The 14,934-nt window shown below is 69.8% G+C and carries 16 protein-coding genes; 12 read left to right on the top strand and 4 right to left on the bottom strand.

Going from position 1 to position 14,934, the window contains the following annotated elements; translation table 11 throughout:
- Positions 1–186: 186 nt before the first annotated feature.
- Positions 187–1,362, top strand: coding sequence for an amidinotransferase (locus tag JOE48_RS03315; protein ID WP_210027477.1), 1,176 nt, complete (start codon positions 187–189; stop codon positions 1,360–1,362).
- 138 nt (positions 1,363–1,500) lie between these two features.
- Here JOE48_RS03315 and JOE48_RS03310 read toward each other — a convergent pair whose 3' ends face one another.
- Positions 1,501–2,511 carry an alpha/beta fold hydrolase gene (locus JOE48_RS03310; RefSeq protein ID WP_210027475.1) on the bottom strand — a complete coding sequence of 337 codons (1,011 nt, stop codon included), beginning with the start codon at positions 2,509–2,511 and terminating at the stop codon, positions 1,501–1,503.
- A 174-nt stretch (positions 2,512–2,685) separates the two neighbouring features.
- On the opposite strand from JOE48_RS03310, the gene JOE48_RS03305 reads away from it, so the two are divergent.
- Both JOE48_RS03305 and kdsA read left to right on the top strand, forming a co-directional pair.
- Complete coding sequence (locus tag JOE48_RS03305) at positions 2,686–3,174, top strand: hypothetical protein (protein ID WP_210027473.1); 489 nt, start codon at positions 2,686–2,688, stop codon at positions 3,172–3,174.
- Positions 3,175–3,183: 9 nt separating this feature from the next.
- Positions 3,184–4,038 (top strand): 3-deoxy-8-phosphooctulonate synthase, encoded by an 855-nt coding sequence (kdsA, locus tag JOE48_RS03300; protein WP_210027471.1) that lies wholly within the window; start codon positions 3,184–3,186, stop codon positions 4,036–4,038.
- A gap of 5 nt (positions 4,039–4,043) precedes the next feature.
- On the opposite strand, the gene JOE48_RS03295 is transcribed toward kdsA, so the two are convergent.
- On the bottom strand, positions 4,044–4,718 hold the full coding sequence (locus JOE48_RS03295; protein WP_210027464.1) for a class I SAM-dependent methyltransferase: 675 nt from the start codon (positions 4,716–4,718) through the stop codon (positions 4,044–4,046).
- Positions 4,719–5,051: 333 nt separating this feature from the next.
- Between JOE48_RS03295 and JOE48_RS03290 the strand changes: the two genes are divergently transcribed.
- On the top strand, positions 5,052–5,396 hold the full coding sequence (locus JOE48_RS03290; protein WP_210027462.1) for a hypothetical protein: 345 nt from the start codon (positions 5,052–5,054) through the stop codon (positions 5,394–5,396).
- A 119-nt stretch (positions 5,397–5,515) separates the two neighbouring features.
- Here the strand turns inward: JOE48_RS03290 and queF are convergent, their stop codons facing one another.
- Entirely contained in the window at positions 5,516–5,968 is a 453-nt protein-coding gene (gene queF / locus JOE48_RS03285) for a preQ(1) synthase (protein ID WP_210027460.1), read from the bottom strand.
- A 193-nt stretch (positions 5,969–6,161) separates the two neighbouring features.
- Between queF and eno the strand changes: the two genes are divergently transcribed.
- Both eno and JOE48_RS30100 read left to right on the top strand, forming a co-directional pair.
- Entirely contained in the window at positions 6,162–7,451 is a 1,290-nt protein-coding gene (eno, locus tag JOE48_RS03280) for a phosphopyruvate hydratase (protein ID WP_210027459.1), read from the top strand.
- Entirely contained in the window at positions 7,448–7,852 is a 405-nt protein-coding gene (locus tag JOE48_RS30100; protein ID WP_245253071.1) for a DUF3574 domain-containing protein, read from the top strand. Before eno ends, JOE48_RS30100 begins: the two co-directional genes overlap by 4 nt.
- A gap of 145 nt (positions 7,853–7,997) precedes the next feature.
- On the opposite strand, the gene JOE48_RS03275 is transcribed toward JOE48_RS30100, so the two are convergent.
- Positions 7,998–9,200, bottom strand: a complete 1,203-nt coding sequence (locus tag JOE48_RS03275; RefSeq protein ID WP_210027456.1) for an adenylate/guanylate cyclase domain-containing protein — start codon at positions 9,198–9,200, stop codon at positions 7,998–8,000.
- 82 nt (positions 9,201–9,282) lie between these two features.
- On the opposite strand from JOE48_RS03275, the gene JOE48_RS03270 reads away from it, so the two are divergent.
- The 6 genes from JOE48_RS03270 to JOE48_RS03245 all read left to right on the top strand — a co-directional run bounded on the left by JOE48_RS03270 (position 9,283) and on the right by JOE48_RS03245 (position 14,698).
- Positions 9,283–9,594: a septum formation initiator family protein gene (locus tag JOE48_RS03270; protein ID WP_210027454.1), complete on the top strand. Its 312-nt coding sequence runs from the start codon at positions 9,283–9,285 to the stop codon at positions 9,592–9,594.
- 138 nt (positions 9,595–9,732) lie between these two features.
- Positions 9,733–10,836 carry a pyruvate dehydrogenase (acetyl-transferring) E1 component subunit alpha gene (gene pdhA / locus JOE48_RS03265; protein WP_210027446.1) on the top strand — a complete coding sequence of 368 codons (1,104 nt, stop codon included), beginning with the start codon at positions 9,733–9,735 and terminating at the stop codon, positions 10,834–10,836.
- A 56-nt stretch (positions 10,837–10,892) separates the two neighbouring features.
- The gene (locus tag JOE48_RS03260) at positions 10,893–12,335 is read left to right on the top strand and encodes a pyruvate dehydrogenase complex E1 component subunit beta (protein ID WP_210027444.1); all 1,443 of its coding nucleotides are present in this window, start codon (positions 10,893–10,895) and stop codon (positions 12,333–12,335) included.
- 58 nt (positions 12,336–12,393) lie between these two features.
- Positions 12,394–12,681, top strand: coding sequence for a DUF5076 domain-containing protein (locus JOE48_RS03255; RefSeq protein WP_210027441.1), 288 nt, complete (start codon positions 12,394–12,396; stop codon positions 12,679–12,681).
- 15 nt (positions 12,682–12,696) lie between these two features.
- Positions 12,697–13,284, top strand: coding sequence for a Uma2 family endonuclease (locus JOE48_RS03250; RefSeq protein WP_210027432.1), 588 nt, complete (start codon positions 12,697–12,699; stop codon positions 13,282–13,284).
- Positions 13,285–13,288: 4 nt separating this feature from the next.
- On the top strand, positions 13,289–14,698 hold the full coding sequence (locus JOE48_RS03245) for a pyruvate dehydrogenase complex dihydrolipoamide acetyltransferase (protein WP_210027430.1): 1,410 nt from the start codon (positions 13,289–13,291) through the stop codon (positions 14,696–14,698).
- The last annotated feature ends 236 nt before the right edge of the window (positions 14,699–14,934 follow it).

The following is a 14,934-nucleotide window of genomic DNA, read 5'->3' as shown; positions in this document are numbered from 1 at the left end:
GCTTGATGCGGGAAATCGGCCACGGTCGCGGCAGAAATAGGTCCGCCGGGTCGTGAACGTTTCTGTCACGTTGCAGCACGGATTACCGGTGTCTATCACCCGTTTGACACACCGGGGGCCAAAGCGGCGGCGGGGCCGAGGAGCCTACGCAGAAGGTCGCGGCTCGTCGCAGAAGGGGCACACGTCATGGAGCGCGAATCACCGATCACGGCCGTGGAGGCCGTGACCGACGACACGCATGCCGGCGGCCTCCCGGGTGGAACGGGGCCGGGCGTGCCGGCTCCGCAATCCCCGGTGATGGCCTGGAACGAGTGGGATCCGCTGGAGGAGGTGATCGTCGGTTCGCTCGACGGCGCCACGATCCCGACCCACCACCTGACCGTGATCTTCAACCTGCCGCGCGCCGCGCAACCGTTCTACCGGCTGGCGAGCGGCTGGAAGTATCCGAAGTTCATGAAGAAGCTCGCCCAGGCCGAGCTCGACAACTTCATCACCATCCTGGCCGGTGAGGGCGTGAAGGTCCGCCGCCCCGACACGGTGGACTTCTCCAAGAAGTTCAAGGCGCCGCGCTGGACCTCCCGGGGCTTCTGCGTCGCCTGCCCGCGCGACCCGTACCTCGTCATCGGCGACGAGATCATCGAGAGCCCGATGTGCTGGCGCTCGCGCTACTTCGAGGGCGACGCCTACCGGTCGCTGTTCAAGGAATACTTCCGCGCCGGCGCCCGCTGGACCTCGGCGCCGCGGCCGCAGCTGACCGACGACCTCTACAATTACGATTACCGGGTGCCGAACCTGAAGGCCGGCGAGCCCATGCAGTTCACCGTCAACGAGTTCGAGCCGGTCTTCGACGCCGCCGACTTCGTCCGCTGCGGCCGCGACTTGTTCGTCACCCGCTCGAACGTGACCAACCTGATGGGCATCGAGTGGCTGCGCCGCCACCTCGGCCCGGGCTTCCGCATCCACGAGATCGAGAGCCGCTGCCCGCAGCCGATGCATATCGATTCGTCGTTCATGCCGCTGGCCCCCGGCAAGGTGCTGGTGAACCCGGACTACGTCGACGTCGAGAAGCTGCCGGCCGTGCTCAAGAAGTGGGACGTGCTGATCGCCCCGCGCCCCGACCCGGTCGAGGGCTTCATGAGCAAGATCTCGATGTGCTCGCCCTGGACCTCGATCAACGTCCTGGCGATCACCGAGAAGAAGATCGTCGTCGACCAGAGCCAGCCGACGCTGATCAAGGCGCTCAAGGATTGGGGCTTCGACCCGATCCCGGCGCCGTTCCTCAGCTACGGCCCGTTCGGCGGCTCGTTCCACTGCGCCACGCTCGACGTGCGGCGCCGGGGCGTGCTGAAGTCGTACTTCTAGGCGCCGAACCCTCCGTCATTCCGGGGCCGCGGAGCGGAGCCCGGAATCCGGACGCTCCGACGGTGCCAATCCTGACGCCGTCGGAGGTTGTGGGTTCCGGGCTCGCCCGCGGCGCCCCGGAATGACGGGACGTGAGGCTCAGCGCGCCGCGACCCCTTCGATCAGGGCCCGGTTGAACCCCTCCGGGTCGGACATCTGCGGGGCGTGGCCGAGTTCGGGAAACTCCACCAGCCGCGCCCCCGGGATGGCCTTGGCGGCTTCGTTGCCGAGTTCGGGATAGTTGCCGAGCTTCGGCCGCAGCTCCGCCGGGGCGAGATCCTTGCCGATCGCCGTGTTGTCCTTCTGGCCGATCAGCAGCAGGGTCGGCACCGCGATCTGCGGGAACCGGTAGACCACCGGCTCGGTGACGATCATGTCGTAGACGAGTGCCGAATCCCAGGCGACCGCCTCCTTGCCGGGCCCGTTGTTGAGGCCGGCGAGCATCGTCACCCACGGCTCGTAGCGGGGCTCCCATCGGCCCGCGTAATAGGTCGCGGTCTCGTAGGCGCGGATCGACTCCGCCGAGGTCTTCAGCTCGCGCTGGTACCATTGCGCCAGGGAGATCGGCGGCAGGCCCTTGGCGCTCCAATCCTCCAGACCGACCGGATTGACCAGGACGAGCTGCTCGACCGCCTTCGGGTAGAGCAGGGCGTAGTGCGCGGCGAGCATGCCGCCCGTGGAATGGCCGACCAGGATCGGGCGCTCGACCCCGAGCTTGTCCAGCAATGCGTGGGTGTTCTCGGCGAGCTGCCGGAAGCTGAACTGATAGGCAGCCGGCTTGCTCGACTTGCAGAAGCCGATCTGGTCCGGCGCGATCACCCGGTATCCGGCCGCGTTCAACGCGCGGATCTGGCTTTCCCAGGTGGCGGCGCAGAAGTTCTTGCCGTGGAGCAGCACGGCGGTTCGGCCGTTCGGCGTCCCGGCCGGCACGTCGAGATAGGCCATTTGGAGCGCCTGGCGCTGCGACGGGAAGGTGAAGCGCTGTACCGGGAAGGGATAGTCGAAGCCCTCGAGTTCCGGCCCGAAGGCCGGCTGCGGCATCGGTTCGGCCGTGCTGTGGGCGGGCAGCGCCAGCGCCAGCAGGAGGACGGGGAGGGCGGTTCGGAGCATGGGCTTCATCGGAGCCTGTTCTGCGCGCGGAACGTGGTGCCGCGCCGCCCGCCCAGATCGGGCATCCGGGTCGCCCTGTCCATGCACCGCCGGCATCCGCCGCGGCGCGGCTTCGCGGTTCGGTCGCCCCGCGCTATCTGCTGCGTGCCGACCTGTCCTGCCGCGGATGTCCCGATGCTGCGCCCCTCCGTCCTGACGATCCTTGCCGGCGCCCTCGTCCTCGGGCCGGCGCCGGCCCGCGCCGCGGATGCCTGCGACGCGCTCACCGCGAAGGTGATCCGCACCACCGGCGCGTCCCTGGCTGGACGGGCCGGGCCGGTCGCGGTGTTTCGGGCGCAGGACGCCGAGCGGATGAGCCTCGATTGCCGCGCGCCGGCGCGGATCACCGTGGCCTCCCTCGACCGGGAGCCGCCGCCCGCCTACTTCGTGCTGATCGGTCGCGCGGCCCGGGCGCTCGCCGGGGCGGATTCTGCCGCCGCCGAGGTGCTGGCGCTCAACCTCCACCAGGCCAGCCTGCTCGCGAGCGCGCCGCAGCGCGGCGGTACCGGCCGCGCCCTGATGCTGTGCGAGACCGGCCCGCGCACCGACGCGCTGCGGGAGGATCTCACGGTCTGCCGGATCGCGCCCCGGGCCGGGCTTTCGCGGATCCGCCGCGCGGGCTAGACCGCACGCATGTCGAATCCCGAGACACACGGCGCCGTCGTCCAGGTCGGCGGCACGCGCTTCGCCAACCATCTGCCGCTGGCGCTGATCGCCGGCCCCTGCCAGCTCGAAGGGCGCAGCCACGCCCTGGAGATCGCGGCCGCCCTCAAGGAGATGGCCGCGAGCCTGGGGCTTGGCCTCGTGTTCAAGACCTCCTTCGACAAGGCCAACCGCACCTCCGGCAGTGCGGCCAGGGGCGTCGGCCTCGACGAGGCGCTGCCGGTCTTTGCGGAGATCCGCGAGTCCTTGGGGCTGCCGGTGCTCACCGACGTGCACGCCGCCGAGCAATGCGCCCGCGCCGCCGAGGCCGTGGACGTGCTCCAGATTCCCGCCTTCCTGTGCCGCCAGACCGACCTGCTGCTGGCCGCCGCCGCCACCGGCCGGGCGGTCAACATCAAGAAGGGCCAGTTCCTGGCGCCCTGGGACATGAAGCACGTGGCCGCCAAGGTGACGGAAGCCGGCAACCCCAACGTCATCGTCACCGAGCGCGGCGCCTCCTTCGGCTACAACACCCTGGTCTCGGACATGCGCAGCCTGCCGATCATGGCGCAGGTGACGCAGGGTGCGCCGGTGGTGTTCGACGCCACCCACTCCGTCCAGCAGCCGGGCGGGCAGGGCGCCAGCTCCGGCGGCCAGCGGGAATTCGTGTCCGTCCTGGCCCGGGCCGCCGTAGCCGTCGGCGTGGCGGGCGTCTTCATCGAGACCCATCCCGATCCCGACCGGGCGCCCTCCGACGGCCCGAACATGGTCGCCCTGAAGGACATGCCGGCCCTGCTCGAGGAACTCCTCGCCTTCGACCGGATCGCCAAGCGCCGGGCAGGGTGACGGGTTCAGGCGCCGACGGGCTCCAGAACGTGGATGCGCAGGGGCTGGACGAGGCCGTAGGACCCGTCGGCCCCGCGCTCGGCCGCCTGCAGGAACGCGTCCTCCACGATGGCGCGCCGCGCCCGGATCGTCGCCTCGCGGGCGGGATCCACCGTGCTGACCCGGGCCAGGAAGGCGTCCAAGGACGCGAAGCTCTCCCGGCGTGCGACGGTCACGTCGCGATGGCACGCGAAGGTGCCGTGGCTGAGGGCAGCCGCAATCGCGGCCTGGGCACCCGCCCGGACGACACTCTCGTCCTCGATCGGCCGCAGAGCCTCGAAGAAGCTGCCCTCCGCCAGCGGTTCCACCACCACAAGGACGCCGCCCGGCACCAGAACCCGCGCGGCCTCGGACAGGGCGCCGGCCGGGTTCGGGACATGATGCAGGGCATTGAGCATCACGGCCCCGTCGAAGCTTCCGTCCGGGAACGGCAAGGCCTCGCCCGAGGCCGCCTCGAACCGCGCGGCCGGCACGGCGGCTCGGGCCCTGGCGAGCGCCGCCTCGCCGGGGTCGATCCCGGTGACCGCCGCCCCATCCTCTGCCAGCCGCAGCGCCAAGGTTCCCGGACCGCATCCGATATCGAGGACGCGCTTGCCCGGCAGCGGGGCGAGCGCGTCCCGGATCAGACTCAAGGCATCCATCGGTCTCTCCATCGGCTCAGGCGTCGCACAGCCATGGCAGAAGGGGCGGAGATGTCCACGCTGGGGATCGGCCGAATGTCCCAAGGCAGGACTGGCGCCCTGCCGGCAGGGTAGACTCTGCTCGTGGCGGAGAAGGCTTCACGAGCTTTTCAGCCGTCAGAGAGGCCCAACGGTCAAGCTCTCACCAACCGGCCGGATCGGACAGGATGATGAACCGCGGTTCATAATTCAGCCTGCGTGTGCGCCCGCACGGCAAGACATGCCGAAACTTGGAACTGTCCCGGTGCGGCCACGTTATTGGGCATGTTCGATCGAGGATCGAGAAGGAACACTATGCGCAAGATCGGTATCATCGCCACTGCTGCCGCCCTCGCCATCGGCAGCGTCGCCGCCACCACGGGCGCCGAGGCGCGTCCCTACGGCTATCACGGCGGGTACGGTGGCTATCACGGTGGCTATTACCGCGGCGGCCGTCGCGGCATCGGCACCGGCGCCGCGATCGGCCTCGGCATCGCCGGACTGGCGGCCGGTGCGATCGCCGCCGGCGCGGCGCGCGACAGCTATTATGGCGGCGGCTACGGCTACGCCCCGTCCTACGGCTACGGCTACGCCCCGGTCTACGGCGGCGGCTACGGCTACGCGGCCCCGGGCTACGGCTATTACGGCTACGGCTACTAAGATCTGAGATCCGGACGGATCGGGGGCGACCGGCGCAAGCCGGTCGCCCTTTTTCGTGGCCGCTCCAAGCCGCCGACTCGCGGTCGGCCTGCGAGGGACCGCATCGAACCGGAGGTTGTTTACCGCCCGCGATAGGGGGGAACGCCCGGATCCGGCAGCCAGGCGTTCTTCGGCAGCGCACCCGTCTGCCAGAACACGTCGATCGGGATGCCGCCGCGGGGGTACCAGAACCCGCCGATCCGCAGGTAGCGCGGCTCCAGGAGGTCGCGGAGCCGCTTGCCGATCGCCACCGTGCAATCCTCGTGGAAAGCCCCGTGGTTGCGGAACGACCCGAGGTAGAGCTTCAGCGACTTCGACTCCACCAGCCAGTCACCGGGCACGTAGTCGATCACCAGAATCGCGAAGTCCGGCTGGCCGGTGACCGGGCAGATCGAGGTGAATTCGGGCGCGGTGAAGCGGGCGACGTAGTCGGTATCCGCGTGCGGGTTCGGGACCCGGTCGAGCCGGGCCTCCTCGGGCGAGGTCGGGAATGGCGTCGGCTGGCCGAGCTGGAGATCGCTGGAGGTCGTCATGAGGCGCATATAAAGCGCGCCGCCGCCGCGCGCATCCACCTGATCCGCGGCGCTTTCTCCGGAGGATCGGGCGCGGTGCCGGCCGCCCCGGCGCTTGCCGCCGGGCGCGCCTTGGCGGATAAGCCGCCGCGATGCGCCGCACCCCTGATTTGGGGACGGCCGCCGACCCGCGGCCCCCGCGAGAGGACGTTCCATGACCGCGATCACCAATATCAGCGCCCGCGAGATCCTCGACAGCCGCGGCAACCCCACGGTCGAGGTCGACGTCATCCTGGAGGACGGCTCCTTCGGCCGGGCCGCCGTGCCGTCGGGGGCCTCTACGGGCGCCCACGAGGCGGTGGAGCTGCGCGACGGCGACAAGAATCGCTTCCTCGGCAAGGGCGTGCTGAAGGCGGTCGAGGCGGCGCAGACCGAGATCCTCGACGCGATCGGCGGCATGGAGGCCGAGGATCAGGTCGCGGTTGACGAGGCGATGATCGAGCTCGACGGCACGCCCAACAAGGCGCGGCTGGGCGCGAACGCGATTCTCGGCGTGTCGCTGGCGGTGGCCAAGGCCGCGGCCGAGGCCTCGGGCCTGCCGCTCTACCGCTATGTCGGCGGCGTGCAGGGCCGGGTCCTGCCGGTGCCGATGATGAACATCATCAACGGCGGCGCGCATGCCGACAACCCGATCGACTTCCAGGAATTCATGATCATGCCGGTGGGCGCCGATTCGCTCGCCGAGGCCGTGCGCATGGGCTCCGAGGTGTTCCACACGCTCAAGGGCAAGCTGAAGAAGGCGGGCCACAACACCAATGTCGGCGACGAGGGCGGTTTCGCACCGAACCTGCCGTCCGCCGAGGCCGCCCTCGATTTCGTGATGGACGCGATCAGCGCCGCCGGCTTCAAGCCGGGCCAGGACATGGCGCTCGCCCTCGACTGCGCCGCCACCGAGTTCTTCAAGGACGGCGCCTACGCGTACGAGGGGGAGGGGAAGACCCGCACCATCGAGGCGCAGGTCGACTATCTCGCGCAGCTCGTCGCCACCTACCCGATTGTCTCCATCGAGGACGGCATGTCGGAGGATGACTGGGCCGGCTGGAAGCTCCTGACCGACAAGATCGGCACGCAGTGCCAGCTCGTCGGCGACGACCTGTTCGTCACCAATGTCGAGCGCCTGTCCCGCGGCATCGCGGAGGGCACGGCCAACTCGATCCTGATCAAGGTCAACCAGATCGGCACGCTCACCGAGACCCTGGCGGCGGTCGATATGGCCCAGCGCGCCGGCTACACCGCGGTGATGTCGCACCGCTCGGGCGAGACCGAGGATTCGACCATCGCGGACCTCGCGGTCGCGACCAATTGCGGGCAGATCAAGACCGGCTCGTTGGCGCGCTCGGACAGACTGGCGAAGTACAACCAGCTGATCCGCATCGAGGAGGGCCTGGGCCCGCAGGCGCTCTACGCCGGTCCCGCGGCGCTCAAGCAGCTCGCCCGGCGCTGATCCGACGGCTCCTGCTGGCCGGCCTGCTCTACCTGGGAGCGGCCGGATCGGCCTGGGCGGACCCCCTCTGCGACGGCGCCCGCCCGACGCTTAGCGCGCAGCTGCTGTTCGGCCTGTCGCGGCCGGATGGCGGCCGCGTCTCGAATCGCGCCTTCGACCGGTTCCTGGCCGAGCGGATCACCCCGCGCTTTGCCGATGGCCTGACCGTCTTCGCCGGCCGGGGCCAGTGGCATGGGCCGGACGGCCGGGTCGTCCACGAGGCCGCCCGGATCGTCCTGATCGTCACCGAGGCGACGCCGGCGGCGGTGGCGGCCCTGCGTGAGATCCAGGAGGATTATCGGCGCCGCTTCCTGCAGGGCGCGGTCGGACTGGTGCTGCAACGGAGCTGCGCGCAGTTCTGAGGGCCCGGCACGGCGCTCTGTCACAGCGACGTACGGCCTCCCTCCGTCCTTCAGAGCTGACGCTTCGCCCCGTCATTCCGGGCTCCGCTGCGCGGCCCCGGAATGACGGGGCGGATCGCGGATCGCCGGAAGACCCCCTCTCGCCTCAGGCCTTCGCAGGCCTGTATCGCTGCCCTGGCACGGTCCAGACCCGCATCGGCCGCGACAGGCCGCGCAACTCGATCGTCCCGACCGGCTCCAGCGGCCGCGGACAACGCTCGGCGAAGGCCTCCGACACCAGCAGCTCGTGGCCGAGCACCGCGCACTGGCTCTCGATCCGGCTGGCCTCGTTCACCGCCCGCCCGATGATGGTGAAATCGAGCCGCCGCTCGGTCCCGACATTGCCGTAGATCACCGTCCCGAAATGCACGACGCATTCGGCCGGCAGTTCGGGCAGCCCCGCGGCGCGGCGGCGGGCGTTGAGCGCGGCGTTGGCGGCGAGCCCCTCGGTCGCGGCGTCGAGGGCGGCGCCGCAGATCGAGCAGGGGAGGGCGTCGGCCTCGGGAATCGGGAAGATCGCCAGGAATCCGTCCCCCAGGAATTTCAGGATCTCGCCGCCGTGCCGCGCCACCGGGTCGCCGAGGGCGTCGAAATGCTCGTTGAGCCACGCGACCATGTCGGCCGGGTCGACCCGGTCGGCCAGCGCCGTGAAGCCGCGCAGATCCGTCAGCAGGATGGCGGCCGGTACGGCCCGTCCCTCGCCCCGACGGATCTGGCCGTCGAGGACGCGCTCGGCGGTGGATCGGCCGAGATAGGTCGCCGAGACTTCGCGAAACGTGTGGGCCAGCCCCATCTTGGCGATCGCCAGCGTCAGGAACGGCAGGACGCCGGCGATGGCCGACAGATGCGCGTCGGTGAAGCCGGCGGCCTCACGGGTGCAGAACGAGACCGCGATGCCGCGCAGGGCAGTGCCGGGGGCGAACGCGACGATGTGGAGCGCGTAGTCGGTCCCGCCCTGCGCCCCGAGGGCCCGCAGGACCGGGAAGTCCGCCTCCCGCTCCGGCGCGTCGAGGCGCCACCGGCCGAAGCTCTCGTCCTTCTCCACCAGCGCGTAGACGGGGCTGAAGAGCCAGTCGATCTCCGCGTCGGCCCCGTGGGCATTGGCCACGAAGGACAGCCCCTCGCCTGCGTGCCAGTTCAGGCTGACGCCGCGCAGCGTCGGGTCGAGGGCCGGGGCCATGACGCTGACCCGCCAGATCGGGATATCGGCGCCGGCCAGGGTCTCGCAGAAGCCGGTCAGCAGGATGTCGTGATCGTCGCTCGCCGTGGCGTGCTCGGCGATCCAGCGACCCAGATGCGTCAGGTCCATCCCTTAGGCTCGCCCTCTGCTCGTGCCGGTCGTGGCGCGAGATCGCAAAGATCCGTTAACCTTTCCGCGCGAGGGTCGTGCCATGGTCGTGCGCCGCAGAGTCAGAATGGTCGTGTTGCCGCTGGGTCTCTGGACCCTGTCGGCGCTCGTCGTCGGCTATTTCGTGTGGCAGGCGGAAAGTGGCAACCGCGGCCTGGAAGCCAAGAAGGCGCTGAAGATCCGCGCCTATGTCCTGTCCCAGGAACTCGCCACCGTGAAAGCCGAGCGCGCCATCTGGGAGCACCGGGTCACCCTCCTGAAGAGTGATCAGATCGACCGAGACCTCCTCGAGGAGCGCGCTCGGATCGTATTGGGCCGGGTCCACGCCAACGACGTGGTCATCATCACCCCCTGAGCGTCGCCGCACAGCATTCCCCTAGTCCCAAAATGTCTCTGACAAGAGCGCTCTCCTGTCAGAGTGGCTGCCCTCGCTTTCCAACCGTCGCTGTCCTACACCCCCACGAAGTCGCGTGGAATCACGGGGAGAGCGCCGATGGATGCCGCCAAGGAGCCCGCCAAGGACGCTGCGTCCTCGGCTTCGCAGGCCGCGAGTCCTCAGGCCGGAAGTCCTCAGGCCGGAAGTCCTCAGGTCAGCGAGGCGCACAAGCCGGCGCCGAACATGCCGCAATTCACGCGGGACGAAGACCTCCACGCCTATCATGAGATGCTGCTGATCCGGCGCTTCGAGGAGAAGGCCGGCCAGCTTTACGGCATGGGTCTGATCGGCGGCTTCTGCCACCTCTATATCGGCCAGGAGGCCGTGGTGATCGGCATGCAGATGGCCTCGGTCGACGGCGACCAGGTCATCACCGGCTATCGCGACCACGGCCACATGCTGGCCTGCGGCATGGACCCGAAGGGCGTCATGGCCGAGCTGACCGGTCGGCGCGGCGGCTACAGCCGCGGCAAGGGCGGCTCGATGCACATGTTCAGCCGCGAGAAGCAGTTCTTCGGCGGTCACGGCATCGTCGGCGCGCAGGTCTCGCTCGGCACCGGCCTCGCCTTCGCGGACCATTACCGGGAGAACGGCAAGGTCAGCCTGACCTATATGGGCGACGGTGCCGCCAACCAGGGCCAGGTCTACGAAAGCTTCAACATGGCCGCGCTCTGGAAGCTGCCGGTCGTCTACGTGATCGAGAACAACCGCTACGCCATGGGCACCTCGGTCGCCCGCGCCTCGGCGCAGACCGACTTCTCGAAGCGCGGCCTCTCCTTCGGCATCCCGGGGGAGCAGGTCGACGGCATGGACGTCCGCACCGTCCGCGAAGCCGCGACACGGGCGATCGGGCACGCCCGCACCGGCCAGGGCCCCTACATCCTGGAGATGCAGACCTACCGCTATCGCGGCCACTCCATGTCCGATCCGGCCAAGTACCGGACCAAGGACGAGGTCTCGAAGATGCGCGACGAGCACGACCCGATCGAGATGGTGCGCAAGCGCCTGCTCGAGCTGCACGGGGTGCCCGAGGCCGATCTGAAGGCCACCGACGCCAAGGTCCGCGAGACGGTCAACGCCTCGGCCGAGTTCGCCACCAACGATCCCGAGCCGGATCCCTCCGAGCTCTGGACCGATATCCTGCTCGAAGCGCACGCCTGAGCGCGGACGACAAAGCTGGCCGCCCCCATACCGAACAAACGACCGCAGAGCTGAGCATGGCGACCGACATCCTGATGCCCGCCCTCTCGCCCACCATGGAGGAGGGCAAGCTCGCCAAGTGGCTGAAGAAGGAGGGCGACCCGATCAAGTCCGGCGACGTGCTGGCCGAGATCGAGACCGACAAGGCCACCATGGAGGTGGAGGCCATCGACGAGGGCGTGCTCGCCAAGATTCTGATCGCGGAGGGCACCGAGGGCGTCGCGGTCAACACGCCGATCGCCGTCATTGCCGGCGAGGGCGAGGATCCGGCGAGCGTCCAGTCGGGCGGCGGCGCCAAGCCCAACGGCGCCGGCGGCCATCCGGCGCCGACCCCCGACATGCAGGCCGAGGGCATGGCCGACAAGGCCGCGCCCGCCGCGAAGACCGGCGACGACGCCCCGAAAGCGCCGGCGGCCCCGGCGGTCATCACCAACAAGGCCCAAGAGCCGGTGATGGCGGAGTTTCCGGCCGACACGCCGATGGTCACCCAGACCGTCCGCGAGGCCCTGCGCGACGCCATGGCCGAGGAGATGCGCCGCGACGGCGACGTCTTCGTCATGGGCGAGGAGGTCGCCGAGTATCAGGGCGCCTACAAGGTCACCCAGAACCTGCTGCAGGAATTCGGGCCGAAGCGCGTGGTCGACACCCCGATCACCGAGCACGGCTTCGCGGGCATCGGCGTCGGCGCGGCGCTTGCCGGGCTGAAGCCGATCGTCGAGTTCATGACCTTCAACTTCGCCATGCAGGCGATCGACCACATCATCAACTCGGCAGCCAAGACGCTGTACATGTCCGGCGGCCAGCTCGGCTGCCCGATCGTGTTCCGCGGTCCGAACGGCGCCGCAGCCCGGGTCGGCGCCCAGCACAGCCACGATTACGCCGCGTGGTACTCCAACGTGCCGGGCCTCAAGGTGATCGCGCCCTACACGGCCTCGGACGCCAAGGGCCTGCTCAAGGCCGCGATCCGCGACCCGAACCCGGTGATCTTCCTCGAGAACGAGATCCTGTACGGGCAATCCTTCCCGGTGCCGAAGCTCGACGACTTCGTGCTGCCGATCGGCAAGGCGAAGATCCACCGCACCGGCAGCGACGTGACCATCGTGTCCTTCGCCATCGGCATGACCTACGCGCTGAAGGCCGCGCAGGCGCTGGCCGAGCAGGGCATCGAGGCCGAGGTGATCGACCTGCGCACGATCCGCCCGATGGACACCGCGACGGTGGTGGAATCGGTCAAGAAGACCGGCCGCTGCATCACCGTGGAGGAGGGCTTCCCGCAATCCGGAATCGGCGCCGAGATCGTGGCCCGCCTGATGGTCGACGCCTTCGATTTCCTCGACGCCCCGGTCCTGCGCATCACCGGCAAGGATGTGCCGATGCCCTACGCGGCCAACCTCGAGAAGCTGGCCCTGCCGACGGTTTCGGAGGTCGTCGAGGCCGCCAAGAGCGTCTGCTACAAGTGACCGGCGCGCGGGCGACGCCGTCGCCCACGGCACGGACTCGAGGAACAGCCGGCGCGCCATGAGCCAAGATCCCAGCAACGACTTCGCCGAACTCGCCATCCCGCCCGATGCCCGCGCACAGGGCGGTATCGAGGTGCTGCGCGCGGCCGTGGTCGACGGCGCGGTGAGCGTCGCGCTGCGCCGCTCCTTCGATGATCCGGCGACCTGGGGCCGGCTCCTGGCCGACCTCGCCCGGCAGGCCGCCCGCGCCTACGCGCTGGAGACCGACATGTCGGAAGAGGAGGCGGTGGAGCGCATCCGCGCCGGGTGGGAGGCCGAGGGGCTCGACCCTGGCGGCCTCAATTAGCGATGGCATCCGACCATGGCTGAGGCGGCTGTCCGGCAGGCGACCTACGCGGATCTCGAAGCGGTCCCCGAGCATCTCGTGGCCGGGATCATCGACGGGGTGCCGGAGGTCCATCCGCAGCCGCGGCAAGCCGGCGCAGCCGTGCGGCTCGGCGGTGAGCTTGATCTCACCTTCAACCGTGGACGAGGTGGTCCCCGAGGCTGGATCGTCATGATCGAGCCGGAGCTCCATCTCGGATCTCAGATCGTGGTGGCCGATCTCGCAGGTTGGCGCCGCACGCGGATGCCAACCGAGCCCGAGGGCGCCGAGATCGAGACTTCGCCGGACTGGGTCTGCGAGATCCTCTCGCCGTCCACGATCCGCCTCGATCGAGGCCGCAAACGCAGCATCTCCGGCGAGGCCGGGATCGGCCACCGCCGGCTGCTCGATCCGGCCGCGGGCGTGCTGGAAGGCTTCGCCCTCGCGGACGGGCGCTGGGTGCGCCTCGCCACGGTCCAGCGCGGCGAGAGCGTGGCCCTGCCGTGCTTCGACGCCGTCCCGTTCCCCCTCGACGACCTCTTCCCCTTCGACGATCCGGCCGCCCCGGCCTTGCCCGAGACCTGATGCCATGCCGATCAACGTGCTGATGCCCGCGCTGTCGCCCACCATGGAGAAGGGCAACCTCGCCAAGTGGCTCAAGAAGGAGGGCGACCCGATCAAGTCCGGCGACGTGCTGGCCGAGATCGAGACCGACAAGGCCACCATGGAGGTGGAGGCCATCGACGAGGGCGTGCTCGCCAAGATCCTCGTGCCGGAGGGCACCGCGGATGTGCCGGTCAACGACCTGATCGCCATCATCGCCTCCGAGGGCGAGGACCCGGCCAGCGTCCAGGCCGGCGGCGATGCGCCGAAGGCGGCGTCCAACGGCGCGGCCAAGCCCGAACCGGCGGCCGGGGCCTCGGCGGCCGATCAGAACACCACGCCCGGCGGCGGCCACATGTCGTACGAGCGGATCAATGCCGCTCCGGAGGGCGCGCAGCCAAGCGGGACGCCGCAGGGTGACTCGGGCGGCCGGGTCTTCGCATCGCCGTTGGCCCGCCGGATCGCCAAGCAGGAGGGTGTCGAGCTCGGAGCCGTCCAGGGCAGCGGCCCGCACGGCCGCATCATTGCACGCGACGTCCAGGCCGCGAAGGCCGCCGGCACCACCAAGGCACCCGCCGCCGCGCAGCCCGCCGCCGAGGCGCCGAAGGCCGCCCCCGCCCCGAAGGCCGCCGCTGCGGGCGGCGCGCCGGCCGGGCTCACGACCGATCAGGTCCGGGGCTTCTTCGCCAAGGATTCCTACGAGGAAGTGCCGCTCGACGGGATGCGCAAGACCATCGCCAAGCGCCTCACCGAGGCGATGCAGGTCGCCCCGCACTTCTACCTGACGGTGGATTGCGAGCTCGACGCGCTGATGAAGCTGCGCGAGACGCTCAACGGCTCCGCCGGCAAGGACAGGGACGGCAAGCCCGCCTTCAAGCTCTCGGTGAACGACTTCGTCATCAAGGCCATGGGCCTCGCGCTGACCCGGGTGCCGGCCGCCAACGCGGTCTGGGCCGAGGACCGGATCCTGCGCTTCAAGAACGCCGAGGTCGGCGTCGCGGTGGCGATCGACGGCGGGCTGTTCACCCCGGTGATCCGCCGCGCCAACGAGAAGACGCTCTCGACCATCTCCAACGAGATGAAGGACTTTGCCGCCCGCGCCCGCGCCAAGAAGCTGAAGCCCGAGGAATACCAGGGCGGCGTCACCTCCGTGTCGAACCTCGGCATGTTCGGCATCAAGCACTTCACCGCGGTGATCAACCCGCCGCAATCGAGCATCCTGGCGGTGGGCGCGGGCGAGAAGCGCGTCGTCGTGAAGGACGGGGCGCCGGCCGTGGTCCAGGTGATGACGGCGACGCTGTCGTGCGACCACCGGGTGCTCGACGGAGCGCTCGGCGCGGAGCTGGTCTCGGCCTTCAAGGGGCTGATCGAGAACCCGATGGGCATGCTGGTGTGAGCGCACCTTCTCTCCTCCCCCTTGTGGGGAGGAGTTGGAGGTGGGGGTGGCGCAGAAGGCACCGCAGCGCTCGATCCGGCACCACCCCTGGCCCCTCCCCACAAAGGGGAGGGGAAAGTGCGTCAGCGAATGTCGAGGTGGGGGAAGGTGGCAGGCATCGGTCAGAACACGCCATCCCGGTGCGATAGGCCGTGCTCCATGCTCACGGGGAGCATGCGCCCATCAGCCACGTTCGA

Source organism: Methylobacterium sp. PvR107, from assembly GCF_017833295.1.
In the GTDB taxonomy this organism is placed as follows: Bacteria; Pseudomonadota; Alphaproteobacteria; order Rhizobiales; family Beijerinckiaceae; genus Methylobacterium.
This window is presented reverse-complemented; position numbering and strand designations above follow the sequence as displayed.